Annotated in this window: 20 protein-coding genes; 11 read left to right on the top strand and 9 right to left on the bottom strand. The window is 73.9% G+C overall.

Features of this window, described 5'->3' with window-relative positions:
- Positions 1 to 35: 35 nt before the first annotated feature.
- Positions 36 to 497, bottom strand: coding sequence for a hypothetical protein (locus ACIQF6_RS19175; protein ID WP_400896361.1), 462 nt, complete (start codon positions 495 to 497; stop codon positions 36 to 38).
- A 139-nt stretch (positions 498 to 636) separates the two neighbouring features.
- Here ACIQF6_RS19175 and ACIQF6_RS19180 point away from each other — a divergent pair, with 139 nt between their 5' ends.
- The 3 genes from ACIQF6_RS19180 (at position 637) to ACIQF6_RS19190 (ending at position 2,760) form a co-directional block, all read left to right on the top strand.
- A complete protein-coding gene (locus ACIQF6_RS19180) occupies positions 637 to 1,656 on the top strand; it encodes an RNA polymerase sigma factor SigF (RefSeq protein ID WP_400896363.1) in 1,020 nt (339 codons plus the stop codon).
- A gap of 182 nt (positions 1,657 to 1,838) precedes the next feature.
- Complete coding sequence (locus ACIQF6_RS19185) at positions 1,839 to 2,192, top strand: STAS domain-containing protein (protein WP_400896365.1); 354 nt, start codon at positions 1,839 to 1,841, stop codon at positions 2,190 to 2,192.
- A 100-nt stretch (positions 2,193 to 2,292) separates the two neighbouring features.
- Entirely contained in the window at positions 2,293 to 2,760 is a 468-nt protein-coding gene (locus ACIQF6_RS19190) for an ATP-binding protein (protein WP_400896367.1), read from the top strand.
- 426 nt (positions 2,761 to 3,186) lie between these two features.
- Here ACIQF6_RS19190 and ACIQF6_RS19195 read toward each other — a convergent pair whose 3' ends face one another.
- The 3 genes from ACIQF6_RS19195 to ACIQF6_RS19205 all read right to left on the bottom strand — a co-directional run bounded on the left by ACIQF6_RS19195 (position 3,187) and on the right by ACIQF6_RS19205 (position 5,198).
- Complete coding sequence (locus ACIQF6_RS19195) at positions 3,187 to 3,480, bottom strand: WhiB family transcriptional regulator (protein WP_400896369.1); 294 nt, start codon at positions 3,478 to 3,480, stop codon at positions 3,187 to 3,189.
- A gap of 158 nt (positions 3,481 to 3,638) precedes the next feature.
- Complete coding sequence (locus ACIQF6_RS19200) at positions 3,639 to 3,821, bottom strand: hypothetical protein (protein WP_400896371.1); 183 nt, start codon at positions 3,819 to 3,821, stop codon at positions 3,639 to 3,641.
- A gap of 459 nt (positions 3,822 to 4,280) precedes the next feature.
- Entirely contained in the window at positions 4,281 to 5,198 is a 918-nt protein-coding gene (locus tag ACIQF6_RS19205) for an oxygenase MpaB family protein (protein ID WP_400896373.1), read from the bottom strand.
- A gap of 165 nt (positions 5,199 to 5,363) precedes the next feature.
- On the opposite strand from ACIQF6_RS19205, the gene ACIQF6_RS19210 reads away from it, so the two are divergent.
- The 3 genes from ACIQF6_RS19210 to ACIQF6_RS19220 are packed head-to-tail and all read left to right on the top strand — an operon-like array spanning position 5,364 to position 9,273.
- Positions 5,364 to 6,686, top strand: a complete 1,323-nt coding sequence (locus tag ACIQF6_RS19210; RefSeq protein WP_400896375.1) for a hypothetical protein — start codon at positions 5,364 to 5,366, stop codon at positions 6,684 to 6,686.
- Positions 6,687 to 6,745: 59 nt separating this feature from the next.
- Positions 6,746 to 7,963, top strand: coding sequence for an AAA family ATPase (locus tag ACIQF6_RS19215; protein WP_400896377.1), 1,218 nt, complete (start codon positions 6,746 to 6,748; stop codon positions 7,961 to 7,963).
- On the top strand, positions 7,960 to 9,273 hold the full coding sequence (locus ACIQF6_RS19220) for a VWA-like domain-containing protein (protein ID WP_400896379.1): 1,314 nt from the start codon (positions 7,960 to 7,962) through the stop codon (positions 9,271 to 9,273). Before ACIQF6_RS19215 ends, ACIQF6_RS19220 begins: the two co-directional genes overlap by 4 nt.
- 107 nt (positions 9,274 to 9,380) lie before the next feature.
- Here the strand turns inward: ACIQF6_RS19220 and ACIQF6_RS19225 are convergent, their stop codons facing one another.
- From ACIQF6_RS19225 to ACIQF6_RS19240, 4 genes are all read right to left on the bottom strand, one after another.
- On the bottom strand, positions 9,381 to 10,250 hold the full coding sequence (locus tag ACIQF6_RS19225; RefSeq protein ID WP_400896381.1) for a biotin-dependent carboxyltransferase family protein: 870 nt from the start codon (positions 10,248 to 10,250) through the stop codon (positions 9,381 to 9,383).
- Entirely contained in the window at positions 10,247 to 10,894 is a 648-nt protein-coding gene (locus ACIQF6_RS19230) for an allophanate hydrolase subunit 1 (RefSeq protein ID WP_400896383.1), read from the bottom strand. The genes ACIQF6_RS19225 and ACIQF6_RS19230 overlap by 4 nt, the downstream gene beginning before the upstream one ends.
- A gap of 297 nt (positions 10,895 to 11,191) precedes the next feature.
- The gene (locus ACIQF6_RS19235; RefSeq protein WP_400896385.1) at positions 11,192 to 11,806 is read right to left on the bottom strand and encodes a DUF6114 domain-containing protein; all 615 of its coding nucleotides are present in this window, start codon (positions 11,804 to 11,806) and stop codon (positions 11,192 to 11,194) included.
- Complete coding sequence (locus ACIQF6_RS19240) at positions 11,796 to 12,425, bottom strand: DUF6230 family protein (protein ID WP_400896387.1); 630 nt, start codon at positions 12,423 to 12,425, stop codon at positions 11,796 to 11,798. Before ACIQF6_RS19240 ends, ACIQF6_RS19235 begins: the two co-directional genes overlap by 11 nt.
- A gap of 595 nt (positions 12,426 to 13,020) precedes the next feature.
- On the opposite strand from ACIQF6_RS19240, the gene ACIQF6_RS19245 reads away from it, so the two are divergent.
- Both ACIQF6_RS19245 and ACIQF6_RS19250 read left to right on the top strand, forming a co-directional pair.
- Positions 13,021 to 13,995: a hypothetical protein gene (locus tag ACIQF6_RS19245; RefSeq protein ID WP_400896389.1), complete on the top strand. Its 975-nt coding sequence runs from the start codon at positions 13,021 to 13,023 to the stop codon at positions 13,993 to 13,995.
- A 233-nt stretch (positions 13,996 to 14,228) separates the two neighbouring features.
- Positions 14,229 to 14,891, top strand: coding sequence for a Tat pathway signal sequence domain protein (locus ACIQF6_RS19250; protein WP_400896391.1), 663 nt, complete (start codon positions 14,229 to 14,231; stop codon positions 14,889 to 14,891).
- A 66-nt stretch (positions 14,892 to 14,957) separates the two neighbouring features.
- On the opposite strand, the gene ACIQF6_RS19255 is transcribed toward ACIQF6_RS19250, so the two are convergent.
- Positions 14,958 to 15,566 (bottom strand): helix-turn-helix domain-containing protein, encoded by a 609-nt coding sequence (locus ACIQF6_RS19255; RefSeq protein WP_400896393.1) that lies wholly within the window; start codon positions 15,564 to 15,566, stop codon positions 14,958 to 14,960.
- A 106-nt stretch (positions 15,567 to 15,672) separates the two neighbouring features.
- On the opposite strand from ACIQF6_RS19255, the gene ACIQF6_RS19260 reads away from it, so the two are divergent.
- From ACIQF6_RS19260 to ACIQF6_RS19270, 3 genes are all read left to right on the top strand, one after another.
- Positions 15,673 to 17,400: an FAD-dependent oxidoreductase gene (locus ACIQF6_RS19260; RefSeq protein WP_400896395.1), complete on the top strand. Its 1,728-nt coding sequence runs from the start codon at positions 15,673 to 15,675 to the stop codon at positions 17,398 to 17,400.
- Positions 17,401 to 17,514: 114 nt separating this feature from the next.
- Entirely contained in the window at positions 17,515 to 17,952 is a 438-nt protein-coding gene (locus ACIQF6_RS19265; RefSeq protein ID WP_400896397.1) for a hypothetical protein, read from the top strand.
- 130 nt (positions 17,953 to 18,082) lie between these two features.
- Positions 18,083 to 18,699, top strand: a 617-nt coding sequence (locus ACIQF6_RS19270; protein WP_400896399.1) for an electron transfer flavoprotein subunit beta/FixA family protein, incomplete at its 3' end; no start/stop codon positions are given.

An 18,699-nucleotide genomic window follows, 5' to 3' on the forward strand; every position in this document is an offset into this window, starting at 1 on the left:
GGCCTGGGGCCACGGAGGCCGGACGCGGAACCGGCTCAGGCGGCCAGGCCCGGGCCGGGCCGCTCGACGTCCGCCTTGAAGGCCGCGAGTTCGTCGATGACGTGCCGGTCGGTGAAGCCGAGACCCTCCACCAGGTGGTCCCACAGGCCGTGCGGCTCGGTGTCCAACTGCAGCATCACCCGGGTGCCGTCCTCCGCCGCGTCCCCGGCGCGGTGGAACGTCACCACTCCGGAGTGCCCGGGCTGCTCCTCGCCGCCGCTCCAGGCGATCCGGTCCAGCGGCACCACCTCGGTGGCGGCGGCCCCGCGGTCCGCGCCGCCGCGCATGCGGGCAGGCAGCGACGCGCGGTCGGTCCATGCGCGGTAGACCTGCTCGATCGGAGCGTCGATCTCCACGGATTCCTCGATCCGGCCCATGGCGTGTTCCTCCTCACCGGGTGCGGCCGCCCGACTGCGGTCCGCGTCCACGCTGCGCCTGCCCCGTCCCCCGACAGGCATGCACCAGCACCTCCGAGCCGTCGCCCGGGCCCGCGCCGCCACCGCCGCGCGCACCAAAACTTCACACGTATGCCAGGCATGGGCTGCGGACGACCGGGTACCCGGGGACGGACCGGCCGGAGACGAGGAAAGGAAAGGCATGCCTGTGCCCACTGATGAACTTCTCCTGTCCGCACCCGCCGGGGCGACCTCCGAGCCGATCGGAGTGCCCTCGGTCACCGGGTCCGACACCCCCGAGGTCCTCGGCCTCGGCCCGGGCGCCCCGTCCGCACCGAGCGCCGGAGCAGCCCTGGGCGCCGAAGCGGCGCTGGACGCCGAAGCAGCCCTGAGCGCCGGAGCGACCCTGGACGCCGGGGCCGCCCTGGACGCACTCGCGGACCCCACCCGCGCCACCCCCGCCGACGCCCGCGAGCTGACCCGTGTCCTGCTGCGCCGCCTGGCGGGCCTGGAGGAGGGCAGCCGGGAGTTCAGCTACGTCCGCAGCACGCTGATCGAACTGAACCTGACCCTGGTCCGGTTCGCCATCCGCCGCTTCGGCCACAGCAAGGAGCCGTACGAGGACCTGCTCCAGGTCGGCTCGGTCGGCCTGATCAAGGCCATCGACCGGTTCGACCCCGACCTCGGGGTGGAGTTCACCACGTACGCGGTGCCCACCATCGTCGGCGAGATACGCCGCCACTTCCGGGACACCACCTGGTCCGTTCATGTGCCGCGCCGGCTCCAGGAGTTGCGCCTCGACCTGGCCAAGGCGCAGGACGCACTGGCCCAGACGCTGGACCGCGAGCCGACCGTCGCCGACCTCGCCGAGCACCTGTCGCTGCCCGAGGAGGACGTGGTCGAGGGCCTGGCCGCCGCCAACGCGCACACCGCCGGCTCGCTCGACCTGACCGCCCCTGGCGAGGGCGACGGGCAGCCGCCCGGCGACCGCCTCGGCCGGGTCGACGGCGGCTACGGGCTGGTGGAGAACCTGGTCGCACTGAAGCCGCTGATCGCCCAACTCCCCGAGCGCGACCGGCTGATCCTCTCGATGCGGTTCACCGAGGACCTCACCCAGTCCCAGATCGGCGCCCGCCTCGGCCTGTCCCAGATGCACGTGTCCCGGCTGCTGTCCCGCACCCTGGCCAAACTCCGCACCGGCCTCACCATCGACCGGACTTGACGGCACGTCAGGTCGCGGGCCGTCGAACGCCCTTGGCCCGACGCACCGTTGCTCACGGGGGTGCTCGGTGCGACCCGAGGACAGGTCGCACCGGGCACCCCCGTCTCGACCGCCACGCCCGGCGTGCGTAGGGTCGAGCCAGACCAGGTCGAGGGAACAGGACGAGGATGCCAGCCGAGAACATGCCCGTGGCCCCCCTGGCGGTGGAGGTGCGGCACACGCCGTCGAACGCGGCGGTGTGCACGCTGTCGGGCGATCTGGACATCGAGACCCTGCAACCCGCCAGGGACGCACTGGACCGCCTCCTGGCCGAACGCCCCCTCGCGCTGGTGGTCGACCTCGGACGGGTCGACTTCTGCGACTCGTCCGGGCTGAACCTGCTGCTGCAGACCCGGATGGCGGCGGCCGACATCGAGCTGCCGTTCCGGCTGGCCGCGCTCTCCGGGCCGGTCCGGCACCTGCTCGAACTGACCGGCGCGAAAGCCGTGTTCACCATCCACGACACCGTGGACGCGGCCCTCGACGCCGGTCGGTGAGACCCTCCGTCCGCGTACTGTCCGCCCCACCGGGCATAATCCCGCCACGGGCGGGAAACCGACCCGTGAGCCAGCCGTCGAGACCGAAGGGAACCCGCCCGTGACGCCCAGTCGGGGAACCCTGGACGGCGACCGCCCGGACGCCGACACGGTCATGCCGCCCGGCGGCCAGCGCCGCCGACTGCGGCTCGCGGGCGTCGCCCGGCCGGTGGCCCGGGCCCGCGCGTTCACCGCCGAAGCGCTCGGCGACTGGTCGTGGTCCACCCCGCCCGACGCCGACCTCGGCGAGGACGTCGTCCTGCTGGTCGCCGAACTCGTCGGCAACGCGATGCTGCACGCCGGCGGCCCGCTCGAACTCGTCCTGGACGCCACCCCGGCCCGCCTGCGGATCGAGGTCTCCGACACGTCCTCCGTGCTGCCCGCGCTGCGCACCCCGCACCGCCCCGGCCTCCCCGGCGGTCACGGCCTGTACATCGTGCAGCACACCTCCGACCGCTGGGGCGCCGACCTGCACGCCCAGGGCAAGTCCATCTGGGCGGAGATCGACGCTTCCCGCCTGCTCGCATAGCGGCCGACCACCCGCACACCCGCTGCCTGCTCGGCACAGCGACCGCCTGCCCACACCCCGCCACCCCGCTCACACAGCGGCGACCCGCCCGCACGCCCGCTGCCCGCACGCACAGAGACCGCCCGCCCACACCCGCCACCCCACCCGCACAGCGGCTACCCGCCCACACTCGCTGCCTGCCCGCACAACCGATGCCCGCCCGCCCACACCCGCCACCCCACCCGCACAGCGGCTACCCGCCCACACTCGCTGCCTGCCCGCACAACCGATGCCCGCCCGCAGGGCGACCAGCCAGCCCGCACACCCGCTGCCCGCACGCACAGCCGCCGTCGCCGGCGAACGCCCGTCCGGTAAGCCGCGCGGCAGCCCCCGCAACGGACGGAGGCGGCCCCCGACGTTCCGGGGGCCGCCTTCGCGCTGGACGCCTCACCTGCGGTGGTTGCGTCGCCGTCGGCGCAGCATGTGCTGCCGTTCCTCCTCGGTACGGCCGCCCCACACTCCGTAGCGTTCCCGGGTGGCGAGCGCGTGGCGCAGGCAGCGCTCCCGGACGGGGCAGTGGGCGCAGACGGCCTTGGCGGCCCGGTCGCGGTCGTCGTGCGCCTGTCCGCGTTCGCCGGACGGGTGGAAGAACAGTCGGGAGTCGGCGGCGCGGCAGGCGCCCCGCAGCTGCCAGTCCCACTCCTCCTCGCGGGCGCCGGGCAGACGGGAGATCACGGTCATCGGCTGCTCCTTGTGGTCGGACGGGTGTGCCCGTCCGTGTAACCGCGATCCGATGGCCGAACCACGCCCTCCGGGGCCGGTTTGCCGAGGTGCCTTCGAGCTACTGCCTGCGACCTGCTGGCTGCGGACCGCCGGCAGCAGGCTGCCGGCGGTCGAGGTCAGTCCTCCTCGGGCTCCGGCGGCGAGGAGACCGGGACGGCGAACTCCGGGCCGTCCTCCGGGGTCTTCTCACTCTCGTCCGGCGGCGGCGACCCCTCGGCGGTCATCCGGGCCTCCGGGGTCTCGGTGGGCGGCCACTCGTCGGCCGGTGCGTCGTGGGTTCCGTGCGTGTGGTGCGACATCTCGCCTCCCGCGGAAGTGGTGTCCCCCTCGTCTCCATGGTGCGTCCCGGCCCGCCCCAACACCCGGTCGTCACACGGCGTGTCGGCCCTGCTACCGGGCGTCCCGGGCTCCGGCTGGCAGCATCACGGCGGCGGGCGCAGGGTGGACGGGGGGCTGTTGTCCACTGTCGTGAGAGGAGAGTGTGGCCATGTCGTCGAAACGACGCCGCAAGAAGAAGGCCCGCGCCAGGCACAAGGCGAACCACGGCCGTCGGCCCCAGTACTGAGGGCCGCCGGCGTTCCTCGCAGCACCGAACGCCGCCTGACGCCGAACGCCGAAGCACAACCACCGATCACCGATCACCGATCAGATCACCGATCACCGACGATGTCGAAGCGGCCGCCGAGCCCGGACCCCAGCCCCGGGTGGCGGCCGTTTCCGTGTGCGCCCCGGTCGGCCTCCACCCCTGGCTCGCTCCGTCAACCTGCCGTCCGGACCGGGGCGTTGGCGCGGGCATGGGCGGCAGCCCTGATCGGGGACAGGCCGCACGCCCACACCATCACCGCGCCGAGCAGTTGGGCCAGTGGCCGGTCCCAGAGCCGGCGCACCGCCCAGGGCCGCCGGATGCCGAGCTGGGACCGCGCCCAGCCGGGCAGCAGTCCGACCGCCGCGTTGGTGAGCACCCGCACCGCGAGCCGCTCGCGTCGGCTGCGCCCGAAGCCCCTCAGCAGCGCGACCGCCTCCAACGCCTCGGGCCCGGCCCGCAGTTCGCTCCGGACCCGGCCCAGGTAGCCGGCGAGCGCGGCGCGTGAGCCGGGTACCCCGTCCGCGCCGAGCAGTTCGCCGATCAGTGCCACCTCGGCCAGGTAGGAATCGCACTCCGCGCCGCTCAACCGCCGTTCCCCGGCGAAGACTTGGTGCCCCAGCAGGAAGCAGGACACCTCCGCGGTGTGCACCCAGCAGAGCAGTTCGGGGTCGTCGGCCCGGTACGGCCGGCCGGTCGCGTCGAAGCCGCGGACATACCGGTGGATCTGCCGGACGCCGGCGATCGCGGCCTCGGCGGCGGCCGAGGAGCCGAGCGTGGTGGTGGACACGAAGCGCGCGGTGCGGTTCAACCGCCCGGTGGGGTCGGTGCGGTAGTCGGAGTGGTCGGCGACGGCCCGCATCGCCACCGGGTGCAGCGACTGGAGCATCAGCGCGGCGAACCCGCCGACCAGCATCCCGGCGGGGTGTTCGTGAACCCGCCACACCACGCTGGACGCGCCGAACAGGCCGGGGTCGCCGAGTGGCCGGTCGTACCGTTCCAGGTGGAGTTCGGCACCGTGCACCGTGGCATTGATCTCCCTCAGCAGCCTGCGCCGCAGCACCTCGACCGGCCGCCGCCACCCACCTGTCACCGCCGTGCACCTCCCGCCCCGGATTCCCCGGCTCGTCCCGGTCGCCACCCTACGCCGTACGGCCCCGCCGCCGAACGGGGCTGACAGCACCCCGCGGGGCCCACTATCATCAGCGGCGATGACTACTAACGGATTGGAGGTCCCGTCCTTCCGAAGTGAGTGCTGATGCACCACACTTCGCCGACGGACGAGGACACTCGTACCTGTTTCTGGCCGCGCGTACGGCAGTTCGCCGTCCCCCCGGCCATGATCGAGACCGCCACCGCCTGCCGCGAGTCCGGCGACTGGGGCGGCGCCTGCGCTGCTGCCCGGTTCGACGTGGAGCTGGACGTCCGGGCTGTCGCCCGCGCGTACGGCTCCGAGCTTGCCGGCCAACTCCGCTCCGACCTTCGCCATTTGGCTCCGGACCTGCTGCGCTGGCACCTGCCGCGAACGGCCCCTGACGGGCTGTTGCGGCCGGGGCTGACCGCCACCCTGGCCCGCTATCCGCGGGACGGGCCGACGTCCTTCCACCTGGTGGCGCGCACCGCGCCGCACCGGGCGGCGGCCGGCCAGCGGGTCGCCCTCGGGCTGTGGAGTTCCACCGCCCGAGGGTGCGACCCCCGGCCGCAGCCGCGCTTCCGCCTCGACCTGCACCGACACCTGTGGGACGCCCGTCGCGCACCCGAACTCGCCGATCGGATCGGCGATCTGACGGATCGTCGGACGACATGGGCGCTCGAGGCGGCTCTGCTGCGGTCCGCGGACGGGCTGCCGGACGGGACGCCGGTCGCGGTGCGGTTGGCCGCGCGCAGGTTCCTGCTGCTCGATCCCGTCACCGGGGCGACCGGCGCGGAACTGCGCGACGCGGGCGGTCTGCCCGTGCTCCCGGATGCCGCCACCTGGGCGCCGCCCGACCCGGGGCTGCTGCGCTCAGGGGCGCTGCGCGCGGACCAGTTGCACCCGCTGGTGGCGGCGGCGCTCGCGCCGGGCCACCGACCGAGGCCGACGGCACCGACGTCCGCGGCGGATCCGCTGGTGGTGGACTGCCGGGGCGCCCGGCACCGGTTGGCACTGGTGGCCGGCCGACTCACCGCGCTCGACCACTCGCCCGATCAACTACGGCGGGAGGAACTGCTGTCGGCGTTCGGCGGCCCACCGCTGCCCTGCCTGCAGACCATCGACCGTGCGCACCGGCGGCCCGACGACCTGGACGCCATCGGGCAGCGACTGCTGCACGGCGACCGGCCCGGCGCGCTCACCGCCGTCCGCCGGCTGATCGGCGACCAGGCGCCGCTGCCGGACGGCCCGCTCGCCGCCCGGCTGGCCGAGGACGACGAGCAACGGGGCCTCTCCACGCTCCGCCGGGCCGGGCTCGTGCCCAAGGCGCTGCGCGGCCACCGCGCCGACACACCAGCGGCGCCGCTGCCGGACGGCCACCCGCACCGTCGCCGCCCGCCGCGCGGGCGCCGGTGCAGCTGCTGTTCCTTCAAGTACCACCGGGCCTGACCTTCGCCCGGCACGTGCCGCGCCGGGATCCGACCCTTCCCTCCCCCAGGTGATCACTCATGTCTTCTGCCACCCGACTCGCCGTCGCCGAACGCCTGTTGGCGATGCTCGCCGAGTCCACCACCGAGCCCCGCCAGGACCTCCAGATCGAGGCCCTGACCCTCGCCGTCGCCGCCGACCTCCCGGTTCTGCTGTGGGGTGAGCCAGGCATCGGCAAAACCGCAGCGCTGAACCAGCTGGCCGCCGAACTCGACCTGCCGCTCACCACGGTGATCGCCAGCGTGCACGAGCCGTCCGACTTCTCCGGCCTGCCGGTGATCGGCGCGGACCCGGCCGCCGACGGCGTGCCGCTCGCGCCGCCCGACTGGGCGGTACGTCTGGTCCGGCAGGGGCGCGGGCTGCTGTTCCTCGACGAACTGTCCACCGCCCCGCCCGCCGTGCAGGCGGCGCTGCTCCGCCTGGTGCTGGAGCGCCGCATCGGCGCTCTGCAACTCCCGCCCGGTGTAAGGATCGTGGCGGCAGCCAACCCGCGCGCCTCGGCCGTCGACGGCTGGGAGCTGAGCGCCCCGCTGGCCAACCGGTTCGTCCACCTGGACTGGGTGCACGACCCGCAGGTGGTGGTGCGCGGCCTCGGCGGGGTGTGGCCGCGCGCCGAGCTGCCCCGGCTGGACGCCGAACGGCTGCCCGCCGCCGTCGAGTTCGCCCGCCGGGCGGTCTGCGACCTGCTGACGGTGCGCCCCGAGCTGACCCACCGACTGCCCGCCGCCGAAGCCCGGCGCGGCCGGGCCTGGCCCTCACCGCGCAGTTGGGAGATGACGGTACGCCTGCTGGCGTTCGGCTCGGCCGCCGGCTCGTCGCGTGAGGTGCTGTCGATGCTGGTGCGCGGCACGGTCGGTGACGGGCCCGGGCTCGAACTGCTGGCCACCGTCGACCGGTTGGACCTGCCCGCCCCCGAGGATCTGCTCGCCGACCCGGACGGCGCGGTGCTGCCCGAACGCGGCGACCTGCGACAGGCCGTGCTGGACGCGGTGGTCTCCGCGGTGCGCTCCCGGCCGACCGTGCAACGCTGGGACGCGGCCTGGGCGTTGATGGCGCGGGCGCTGCAAACCGGCAGCCCGGACGTGCTGCTGGTGCCCGTGACGACGCTCGCCTCCCTGCGCCGACCCGACTGGGAGGTACCTGCGTTGATCGACCGGTTCGCGGGTGCGCTGGAGCTGTCCCGGCGTGCCGAGCGGGCCGCCGCCCGGGTGCCCGCCGCCGGCGCGGGCCGCCGATGAGCGCGCCCCGTCCGGTGCCCGGACCGCCGAAGCCGCGCCCGTCCCGGCCGACGGCTCGCCCCGGGGCCGGGGTTCGGACCCGGGCGGCCGGGCCGCCGCTGGACCTGGACAAGCTGTACACGGCCCGCCTGTTGGCGGTGCGCGCCCGGCCGTTCCTGGCCACCGCGCTGTTCGCGATGCAGGTGGTCGAGTCGGCGCGGGTGTCGACCATGGCGGTGGACCGCTACTGGCGCTGCTACGTCTCGCCGGCGTTCGTGGCCGCCCGGTCGGAGGAGGAACTCGCCTCGATCTGGGTGCACGAGGTCTCCCACCTGCTGCGCGACCACGCCCTCCGCGGCGACCGGGCGATGCGCAAGTTCGGGCTGGACGGGCCGGGCGACCGGCTGCGGATCAACGTGGCGGCGGACTGCGAGATCAACGACGACGTGTTCGGCGACGGCCTGGTCCGCCCCGAGGACGCCGTCTACCCGGAGACCCTCGGCCTGCCGCCGGACCAGCTGATGGAGGACTACCTGCCGATGTTCACGCTCGGCCCGCACACCGACGCGGCCGGCTGGCTGGAGTGCGGCAGCGGCGCGGACGGCCTGGACCGGGAGTGGGAGCTCGGCCCGGCCAGCGGGCGGGCGCTCCGGGAACACGAACGCGACCTGGTGCGGTTCCGGGTCGCCGAGGGCATCATCGGGCGGCCCGGCGACGCCCCGGCAGGCTGGCGGCGCTGGGCCCGGGAGGCGTTCCATCCGCCGCAGCCGTGGCGGGAGTTGCTCGCCGGGGCCGTCCGCTCCGCAGTGGCCGGCGCGGGCGCGGGCTCCGACTACACATACGGCCGCCCGGCACGCCGCGCCACCGCGCTGCCGGGCGTCGTGCTGCCCGCGCTGCGCCGTCAACTGCCGCGCGTGGCCGTCGTGGTGGACACCTCCGCCTCGATCAGCGACCAGGAGCTGGGCACCGCCCTGCTGGAGATCGCCGCGATCGCCCGCGCCCTGAGCGGGCGGCGGGAGTTGCTGTCGGTGATCTGCTGCGACGCCGCCGCCGAGCTTGCCGAACGGATAGGCAACCACGGCGAGTTGGCTCTGGTCGGCGGTGGCGGAACCGACCTGCGGGAGGGCTTCGCGGCGGCCCTGCGACTGCGCCCGGCCCCCGACGTGGTGGTGGCGCTGACGGACGGCCAGACGGCGTGGCCGTCCCACCGGCCGTCCTGCCGGACGGTGATCGGCCTGTTCCGCCGCCCTTCCTCCGCCGTCGACGAGGATGATCCGGACTACCGGCCGGACCAGCCGCCGGAGTGGGCGCGGGTGGTGCAACTCGGCTGACTGCGGCGGGGGTTCGGGCGGCTCAGCCGCTTCGGTCGAGACTCGGGCGGCTCGGGCGGCTCGGGCGGATCAGCCGCTTCGGTCGAGACTCAGACGTCTCGGGTGCCTCAGCCGCTTCGGTCGAGCCGGAAGTGCAGGGTGTCGCCGGGTCGGGCCTGGGCGGCGGCACCGAGGTCGGCGCGGCGGACCACCGCGATGACGGGGTAGCCGCCGGTGACGGGGTGGTCGGCAAGGAACAGGATCGGCCGCCCGGACGGCGGCACTTGCAGCGCCCCGCCGACCATGCCCTCGGAGGGGAGTTCGCCGTCCTGGGCGCGCGCCAGGACGGGCCCGTCCAGGCGCATGCCGATCCGGTCGCTGTCGGGGGTGACGGTGTACGGCTCGGTGAGCAGGGTGCGCAGCGCGTCTGCGGTGAACCAGTCGTCGCGGGGGCCGGGCAGCACGTGCAGCACGGTGCGGTCGGCGGGGGCGGGCCGCGGGGCGTGGTCGGCGGCGGGCCAGCCGGTGGCGGCGTCGCCGAGGGGCAGCAGTTGACCGGCCGTCAGCCGTTCGGGGCCGATCCCGGCGAGGGTGTCGGTGGCGCGGGAGCCGAGCACCGGGGAGACGCCCAGGCCGCCGCGGACGGCGAGATAGACGCGCAGGCCGCGCGTGGGGGTGCCGAGGCGCAGCCGGGCGCCGGCGGGGACGCGCAGCGGGGTGCGGCCGGCGGCGGGGCGGCCGTCGATCCAGGCCGGGCAGTCGGCGCCGGTGAGGGCGCAGGTGGTGGTGTGCGGGAAGGCCAGTTCGAGGCCGCCCATGGGGGCTTCGAGGCCGGCGGCGTCCTCGGGGTTGCCGACCAGTCGGTTGGCGAGGCGCAGCGCGTCGCGGTCGGCGGCTCCGGACCGGCCGACGCCGAGCGCGGCCAGCCCGGGGCGGCCGAGGTCCTGCACGGTGGCTCCGAATCCGGCGCGGACGACCAGCAGTTCACCGCGCGTCATGCTTCGCTCCCGGGGTGTTCCTGGGCTTCGACGAAGCGGACGGCGGTGCCGGGGCGCAGCCGGGTGGGCGGGTCGGCGGTCGGGTCCCAGAGGGTGAGGGTGGTGGTGCCGAGCAGGTGCCAGCCGCCGGGCGAGGGGCTGGGGTAGATGCCGGTGTACTCGTCGGCGACCGCGACGGTCCCGGCCGGTACCCGGGTGCGGGGTTCGGCGCGGCGGGGCAGGCGCAGCTGCGGGTCGAGGCCGGTGAGGTAGGCGAAGCCGGGGGCGAAGCCGCAGAACGCGACGCGGTAGTGGGCGGCGGTGTGGCGTTCGACGACCTGGCGTTCGGTCAGCCCGGTGCGGGCGGCGACGTCGGCGAGGTCGGGCCCGTCGTAGCGCACGGGGATACGGACGGGTCCGGTCGCCTCGGCGGCCGTGGTGGTGGCGGTGCGGGGCTGCGCGGCGAGGGCGGTGAGCGCGGCGCGCAGGCGGTGCGGGTCGGTGGTCCGAGGGTCGTAGCGGACCAGCACGGTGCGGGCGGCGGGGACGAGTTCGGTGACGCCGGCGGGTGGTGCGCCGTGCAGTGCACTGTGCAGGTGCTGCACCTGTTCGGCGGTGTCGACCTCGATCAGGACGGCGTCGCTCCCGCATGGCAGTACTCGCACCGGACCGTCCTGTTCCGCTCTCCCGGCCGCCGCCGGGCCGTCCTCGGCACAAGCTACCAAGCGGGCGGCGGGTCCGGTGCGTACGCCGTACATCGGAGCGCCGCGCATTGGAGTTCCGCGTATCGGAGCGCCGTACATCGGAGCGCCGTACATCGGAGTTCCGTGCGTCGGAGCGCCGTACATCGGAGTTCCGTTCCGCGACCGGACACCGTCCGCGACCCCCGACCGCTCGGTGTGCGGGGGGCGCGGACGGTGTGCACGGCGCGGGCCACGCTCCCGCACCGTGGGCCGCCCCGGTCAGGCCGGGGTCGTCTGGCGTTCGGCGAGGCGGCGCGCCTTGCGCTTGCTGAGGGGCTGGTCGGGGAGCCAGCCGAAGGCGAGGGTGCTGCCGACCAGGCCGAGGATCAGCCCGATGAAGAACCCGCCGATGTTGGAGGTGATCCAGCTGCCGAGGGTGGCGAGGACCGCAACCAGGGAGTAGAAGACCCGCTGTGCGGGGTGGAAAATCAGTAGCAGTCCACAGAGCACCATGAAGACCGGAACGATGTAACCGCCCAGGCCGAGCAGCCCGATGTGGATGACGGTGTGCATCGGAGCTTTTTCGGTGAACAGGATCCAGGCACCGGCGAGGGTGACCAGCAGGCCGCCCCAGAACGGCCGCCGGTCGTACCACCCGGCGAAACCGGTACGAGGGGGGACGCCGACCTGCGGGGCGTCCGGAACGGGGTAGTAGTACTCGGGGCCCTCGGGGCCGGTGGCCCGGGCGTCCGCGGTGTACGCGGGGCCGGTGGGCGGGGCGGCCGCGGTGTACTCGGGGTTCTCGGGGTTCTCGGGGCTCTCGGGGCCGGTGGGCCGGGCGGCCGCGGTGTTCTCGGCCGCCCGGTCCGGTGCCGAGTCGAACTCAGCAGCCATTGGTGCTGAAGCTGAGGTGCATGTTGGGCAGCCGGAAGAGTCCGGCGGTGGTGGCGTAGTTCTGCTGGCGGAAGTGGTTGACCGTCACCTCGTCGCCCTGCTGGCCGAACATTCCGGGCGGGCCCTGGACGGGGCCCTTGTCGAAGGTGCTGGCGTCCCGGCCGACTTCGAGGGCCTTGAACTCGGCGTCGCCGCTCATCAGGTCGGAGTCGGTGGTGAGGTTCTCGGCGTGGACAGGGCTGCCCTTGTCACCGGCCGTGATCAGCAGGTTGATGCCGCCGAGGTTGACGCTCTGGCAGAGCTTGGTCAGATCTGCCGTCTTGACGGCGGTCTGGATCAGGAACATCTGGCCGCCGGTGTCACCGGCGTTCGGGCTGTTTTCGATCATGTTGTCCAGGACGCCGAACTGCTCGACCCCATAGCCGTGCATCTGGTCGGCGGTGACCTCGAAGGCCATGCCGGAGATGGCGAACTGGTTGGCGAGGACGTTCTGCGCGGTCAAGGTCACCAGGACGCCGGCGGTCACGCAGGCGGGAATCGCCATCAGTGCGGCGCGGCGCAGCCGGACCCGGCCGCGCCCTGCGGGGGTGGCGGCGAGTTGTTCTGCGGGGTGGGGCATGTGCAGCTCCAGAGGGTTCGAGTGGGGATGCGCTGCTCGCCTGCGGTGAGGTCCTGGCGTGGACGGATACGTCAACGATCTTTGTTTGCAATGAAGTTGACGATCTTTCTCACACCTGCGAGCTGTCTGGAAGTTACCCCGGGGTACATGGCGGGTCAATACTTCGCGCACCGTCCCCACACATCTGAACACCAGTCAACTTCTGTGACTCGTGTGGCTGTTGAGGCGGGGCCTCACTCGAACTCCGCTCACCGGCCTGCCAACTTCCGCACACCTTCTTGACGTTGCCGCTCGCCCCCCATAGAACTTGGCGGTGTACCCGGCGGTAACCCCGCGCCTCCACGGCGCAGCCCCGGGTTCCTTTCTGCCCCGCCTGTCGGTGCCCTCGCGACCCGGGGCGCCGCGCCCGGTACCGGGTTCCGCCCGGTACCACGGACCGCCCGGCGGCACGGTGGCAGTCGTGCGCCTCCGGGCCCGGTCGCTCGTGGCGTCGAGCGACCCGCCCGCTCGCCGAACAGCCGTACGCCGCACGCCCGTCGGCGCGTCCCGCACGGGCCCGCCACCCCGTCCCCCTGCCGTGAGGAGTCCCCCCACCATGCGCCGTACCCAGCCGGACAGCTCCGCCAGCAGCTCCGACCGCCCCGCCGCCCGCCGCGGCTCCCGGCGGCTGCTCGGCCGCCTCGCCGTCCCGGCCGCGCTGGCCAGTGCCGCGCTGCTGGCCGGCACCGTTCCGGCCTCCGCCGCCACCCCGGGCGGGCCGTACACCGGCATGGGCAACTGCCCGTTGAGCGCGCCCGCCATGACGAACCCGGCGAACCTCCAGGTCGGCTGTCTGGTGTCGATCACCAATGCCGGCAAGTTCACCCTGGGCAGCACGGTGGTGCCGTTCAACTCGCCCATCAAGCTCCAGTTCGGCTTCTACTGGGACAAGTCCGCGCCGTCGGTGACCTTCCCGGACGGCACCACGGCCAACCAGTACACCGTGGTGCCGCCGACCAGCGCCCCGCTGATGAGCGCGCCGATGGTGGAGATCACCATCCCGGGCATCGCGAACTTCCTGCCGGGCATCACCAGTGTCTTCGCCCAGGTCGAACTGGCGGGCCCGGTCACCAAGTTCACCCCGATGGCGACCGGCGAGCCGTACCCGGTCTTCCAACTGCCGATCAAGCTGCACCTGTTCAACGCGCTGTTCGGCCCGGACTGCTACGTCGGCTCGAACTCCGCGCCGCTGGTGCTCAAGCCCACCACCGGCGTCACCGCCCCGCCGGCGCCGACCGCGCCGATGACCGGCGACCCGGGCAGCATCGACTTCACCATGGACCCCAACGGCCACAACTCGCTGGTGATTTCGGAGAACAACGCGAACCTCGTCGACAACACCTTCTCGGTGCCCGGCGCCAACGGCTGCGGTCTGCTCGGCTCGCTCAACCAGATCATCGACTGGACCATGAACCTGCCCGCCGCGCCCGGCAAGAACTCGGTGAGCTTCCAGCAGACCAACGCCAACTTCGTGCTGGACGAGAGCGTCTCCGACCTGTCCGCCGCGATGACCGCGAGCGCCGGACACTGACCCGGTCCGCGACCCGGTCCGCGACCCGGTCCGCGACCCGGTCCGCGACCTGATCCGCGACCCGATCCGTGCCCCGGTCCGCCCGGCGACGGCCGCTGGTCGGCCGGGCGCTCCCCCACCGACTCGTGCCCGCCCCGTCCCGGGCGGGCACGCGCTCCGCGCCGTCGGAGCCGCGCCCCGGCCGCCCGGCCGGGGCCGACCCCCGGATGCCCCACCCACCGGAAGGAACCCTCATGCGCAACCGCCTCTTCGCCGGCGCCGCCGCCCTGGCCGCCGCCACCGCCCTGATCGCCCTCCCCGGCTCCGCCAGCGCCTCGGTGGCCGGCCCCGTGCTCGGCCCCAACGTCAACGTCAACGACTCGCTGTCCGCGGACCTGGTCTCCGGCACCCTGGCGACCATGTACAACCCGGGCACCACCACGGGCGTCAAGTGCACCGCGTCCCACATCGGCGGCAGCGTCGCCGTCAACCCCACCGTCGCCGCCGGTGGCACCGCCACCGCGTCCGGTCCGGTCAACGTGCTGACCTTCAGCGGCTGCACCTCCAACGTGGTCGGCGTCACCGGCGTGGCCAGCCTGACGATGGACAACCTGCCCTACACGCTGAGCATCTCCGACGCGACCGGCTTCCCGGTGACTCTTGCCCCCGCCGCGGGCAGCCAGATCCACGCCACTGCCGTCCTCAACACGCTGGCGGGCACCGCCACCTGCACCTTCCAGTCCAGCGCGGCGACCCTGAGCGGCAACGCCACCAACACCCCGCCGCAGATCAACCTGGTCAACCAGCCCCTCACCAAGCTCACCGGCCCGAGCATCTGCTTCTCGGCCATCAACTTCACGGCCTCCTACGGCCCGGTCACGGACACCACCACCGGCGTCACCGTCGCGGTCAACTGACGCACCGCCTCCGGCACTTGTGCGCCGCGCCCTCCCCGGGGCGCGGCGCTCCGTCATGACGTCCAGTCAGTTCTCCTTCCCGGAGCGCCCGTTGGCGGTCCGCGCGCGCACGTGCACCCGCTCGCCCTGCGGGCCGAACAGGCTCAGGAACTCCACCGGCGTGGTGCCGGCGTTGGTGAACACGTGCGGCGTACGGGTGTCGAACTCGGCGGCCTCCCCCGCCTTCAGCACCACGTCGTGCTCGCCGAGCCGCAGCCGCAGCTGCCCCGAGAGCACGTACAGCCACTCATGGCCCTCGTGGGTGCGCTGCTCGGCGTCCTCCCGGGCTCCCGGCGGCACGATCATCTTGTACGCCTGCATCCCGCCGAGGTTGCGGGCCAGCGGCAGGTACGTCCAGCCGTGCCGCACGAACGGGCGCAGCCGCACCCGGGGATCGCCCGTCGGCGGGGCGTCCACCAGCTCGTCCAGCGCCACGCCGTGCGCGCGGGCCAGCGGCAGCAGCAGTTCCAGGGTGGGCCGGCGCCCGCCCGACTCCAGCCGGGACAGCGTGCTCACCGAGATCCCGGTCTCCTCGCTGAGCTGGGCGAGCGTGGTGCCGCGCTGCTGGCGGATCGCCCGCAGCCGCGGGCCGACCCCGGTCAGCACCGCCTCGAAGTCCTCGTTCTCCGCACCCACCGCGCCACTCCTTCCGCCGGACCGGCGTCCGTCCACCCGGCCCCTTCCATTTGCCACCTCAGCAACAATGTTTGTCAATCCGGCCGGCGCGACGCACCATCGGACCATGACCGCCACGCACCGTGACTCCCACCCGCACCCTTCCCGCCACCACGACGTGCTGGTCGTCGGCGGCGGCGCCGCCGGCCTGAGCGGCGCCCTCGTCCTGGCCCGGGCCCGCCGCTCGGTCCTGGTGGTCGACGCCGGCCGGCCCCGCAACACTCCCGCCGAGGGCATCCACGGCCTGCTCGGCCTGGAGGGCCTGCCCCCCGCCGGGCTGATCGCCCGCGGCCGGGCCGAAGTCGCCTCGTACGGCGGCGAGTTCCACGACGCCGAGGTGCACGGCATCACCCGCGAACCGGACGGCGCCTTCCGCGCCGAGCTGTCCGACGGCAGCACCGTGCACGCCCGCCGGGTGCTGCTGGCCACCGGCACCACCGACCTGCTGCCCGAACTCCCCGGCCTGGCCGAGCGCTGGGGCCGCGGCGTGCTGCACTGCCCCTACTGCCACGGCTGGGAGGTCCGCGACCGCCGGATCGCGGTGCTCGCCACCGACCCCGCCCTCGCCGTCCACCAGGCGCTGCTGTGGCGCCAGTGGAGCTCCGACGTCACGCTGCTCGCCCACACCGCCGGGCCGTTCACCGAGCAGCAGCAGCGCGAACTCACCGCCCGCGGCATCACCGTGCACACCGGCGAGGTCGCCGCCGTCCTCCCCGAGGCCGGGTCCGGCGCGACCGACACGCCCCTGACGGGCGTCCGGCTCGCCGACGGCACCGTGATCGACTGCGACGCGCTCGGCATCGCCACCGCGGCGACCGTGCGCGCGCCCTTCCTCGCCGGCCTCGGCCTCGCCCCGACCGCCCTGGTCCGCGCCGGCGTCAAGCTGGGCGAGTATCTCCCCACCAGCGGCCCGACCGGCGCCACCGAAGCCCCCGGCGTGTGGGCGGCCGGCAACCTCGTCGACCCGATGGCGCAGGTCGCCGTCGCCGGCGCCGACGGTCTGCGGGCCGCCATCGCGATCAACGCCGACCTGGTCGCCGAGGAGACCCGGCTCGCCGTCGAGGCCGTCGAGTTCTGGGAGAACCGCTACGGCGAGAGCGAGCAGATCTGGAGCGGCCGCCCCAACGCCTCGCTCACCCGCGAGGTCGCCGACCTCGCCCCCGGCCACGCCCTGGATCTCGGCTGCGGCGAGGGCGGCGACGCGATCTGGCTGGCCCAGCAGGGCTGGCAGGTCACCGCCGTCGACATCTCCCAGGTCGCCCTCGACCGGGCCGCCGCCCGCGCCGCGGTGGAGGGCGTCGCCGACCGGATCAGCTGGCAGCGCACCGACCTGGCAAACGCTTTCCCGACCGGCCGCTACGACCTGGTCTCCGCCCAGTTCCTGCACTCCCCCGCCGAGTTCCCGCGCGAGCGGGTCCTGCGCCACGCCGCCGACGCGGTCGCCCCCGGCGGCACCCTGCTGATCGTCAGCCACGCCGTCGCCCCCGTCCGGTTCAACGACCCGCAGAACCACCAGCACGAGCACGCGCAGGGGCAGGGGCACGGGCACGGGCACGGGCAGGATCACGAACACCAGCACGAGCAGGGCAACGGACACGGCAACGGGCACGACCACCACCACATGAACTTCCCCACCCCCGCCGAGGTCCTCGACTCCCTGCACCTGGCCGCCGACGCCTGGACGGTGGAGCGCGCCGAGGAGCACCCCCGGCACGACCACCCCGGGCACCCCGTCACCGACCCCGACGCCCGCCCGCACCGCGACTCCACCGTCCGGGTGCGCCGCAACTCCTGAGCCACCCGGCCCCGTCATCGGCCGCCCGCGCGCACCCGCACGCGGGCGGCCGAGTACGCCCCCACCCGCCTTTTGTCCACCCGCCTGACGAACTGCCCGCCCTATGATCACGGCGTGCCCGCAATCCGCAAGGCCCTGGCCAACCACGAGGACGCCGTGCTGCGGTGGCTGCCGCTCGCGTTCCGGGTCGCCGCCGTCCTGCTGCTGCCGTGGATCATCGACCTGGCCCTGAACGTCCGAGGCCATTTCGGCTCCCGCAACCTGTCCAACTCCTGGGTCTGGCTGGACCTGATCGAGTCCGCCGCACTGCTGGCCCTGGCCTCGCTGGTCCGCCGCCGCCACCGCGCCACCAGCCCGATCGCCTCCGCGACCGCCGTCCTGCTGGCGATGGACGCCTTCTTCGACCTCTGGTCGGCCCACCGGGGAAGCGCTTTCCGCACCGCCGAGATATTCGCCTACGTCGCCGAGCTCCCCAGCGCCGCCCTGCTCGCCCTCCTCTCCTGGTACTCCCTGCCCTGGGCCGCCGCCCTGCACCCCGCCCGGCCTGCCTGACACTCAGTTCCCTCCCTCAGGACACTGAGTCCCCTCTCACTTCACGAAAGAGTGGATCTGTGGCACGGAGTGTGGTCTAGTTGGGGTACTGAGTTCCCTCCGGCGTGAGGCGTGAAAGGACTAGGTGGCCGTGAGCTTGAGGATCGTTGTCTGTGTGAAGTACGTGCCCGACGCGACCGGTGACCGTCGCTTCGCGGACGATGCGACCACCGATCGGGAGGGCGTGGACGGCCTCCTGTCGGAGCTGGACGAGTACGGCGTCGAGCAGGCGCTGCGCATCGCGGAGGCGAACGAGGGCACCGAGGTGACGGTGCTGACGGTGGGCCCGGACGACGCGAAGGACGCGCTGCGCAAGGCGTTGTCGATGGGCGCGGACAAGGCCGTGCACGTCAACGACGACGACATCCACGGCACGGACGTGATGGGCACCTCGGCGGTCCTGGCCGCGGCGCTGGAGAAGACCGGCTACGACCTGGTCGTGTGCGGCATGGCGTCGACCGACGGCACGATGGGCGTGCTGCCGGCGCTGCTGGCCGAGCGTCTGGGCGTGGCGCAGGCGACGCTGCTGTCCGAGGTCGCGGTCGAGGGCGGCGTGGTGAAGGGCCGTCGTGACGGCGACGCGGCGACCGAGCTGGTCGAGGCGGCGCTGCCAGCGGTGGTGTCGGTGACCGACCAGTCGGGCGAGGCCCGGTACCCGTCGTTCAAGGGCATCATGGCCGCGAAGAAGAAGCCCGTGCAGTCGTTCGA

Source organism: Kitasatospora sp. NPDC092948 (genome assembly GCF_044754805.1).
Taxonomy (GTDB): Bacteria; Actinomycetota; Actinomycetes; order Streptomycetales; family Streptomycetaceae; genus Kitasatospora.

What these genes read in the sequence shown, in the direction of transcription:
- ACIQF6_RS19215 (WP_400896377.1), top strand. Translation starts at nt 6,746, where the DNA reads ATGTCTTCTGCCACCCGACTCGCCGTCGCCGAACGCCTGTTGGCGATG.
- ACIQF6_RS19180 (WP_400896363.1), top strand. Translation starts at nt 637, where the DNA reads ATGCCTGTGCCCACTGATGAACTTCTCCTGTCCGCACCCGCCGGGGCG.
- ACIQF6_RS19210 (WP_400896375.1), top strand. Translation starts at nt 5,364, where the DNA reads ATGCACCACACTTCGCCGACGGACGAGGACACTCGTACCTGTTTCTGG.
- ACIQF6_RS19260 (WP_400896395.1), top strand. Translation starts at nt 15,673, where the DNA reads ATGACCGCCACGCACCGTGACTCCCACCCGCACCCTTCCCGCCACCAC.
- ACIQF6_RS19200 (WP_400896371.1), bottom strand. Translation starts at nt 3,821, where the DNA reads ATGTCGCACCACACGCACGGAACCCACGACGCACCGGCCGACGAGTGG.
- ACIQF6_RS19240 (WP_400896387.1), bottom strand. Translation starts at nt 12,425, where the DNA reads ATGCCCCACCCCGCAGAACAACTCGCCGCCACCCCCGCAGGGCGCGGC.
- ACIQF6_RS19245 (WP_400896389.1), top strand. Translation starts at nt 13,021, where the DNA reads ATGCGCCGTACCCAGCCGGACAGCTCCGCCAGCAGCTCCGACCGCCCC.
- ACIQF6_RS19185 (WP_400896365.1), top strand. Translation starts at nt 1,839, where the DNA reads ATGCCCGTGGCCCCCCTGGCGGTGGAGGTGCGGCACACGCCGTCGAAC.
- ACIQF6_RS19235 (WP_400896385.1), bottom strand. Translation starts at nt 11,806, where the DNA reads ATGGCTGCTGAGTTCGACTCGGCACCGGACCGGGCGGCCGAGAACACC.
- ACIQF6_RS19250 (WP_400896391.1), top strand. Translation starts at nt 14,229, where the DNA reads ATGCGCAACCGCCTCTTCGCCGGCGCCGCCGCCCTGGCCGCCGCCACC.
- ACIQF6_RS19175 (WP_400896361.1), bottom strand. Translation starts at nt 497, where the DNA reads ATGCCTGTCGGGGGACGGGGCAGGCGCAGCGTGGACGCGGACCGCAGT.
- ACIQF6_RS19195 (WP_400896369.1), bottom strand. Translation starts at nt 3,480, where the DNA reads ATGACCGTGATCTCCCGTCTGCCCGGCGCCCGCGAGGAGGAGTGGGAC.
- ACIQF6_RS19225 (WP_400896381.1), bottom strand. Translation starts at nt 10,250, where the DNA reads ATGACGCGCGGTGAACTGCTGGTCGTCCGCGCCGGATTCGGAGCCACC.
- ACIQF6_RS19220 (WP_400896379.1), top strand. Translation starts at nt 7,960, where the DNA reads ATGAGCGCGCCCCGTCCGGTGCCCGGACCGCCGAAGCCGCGCCCGTCC.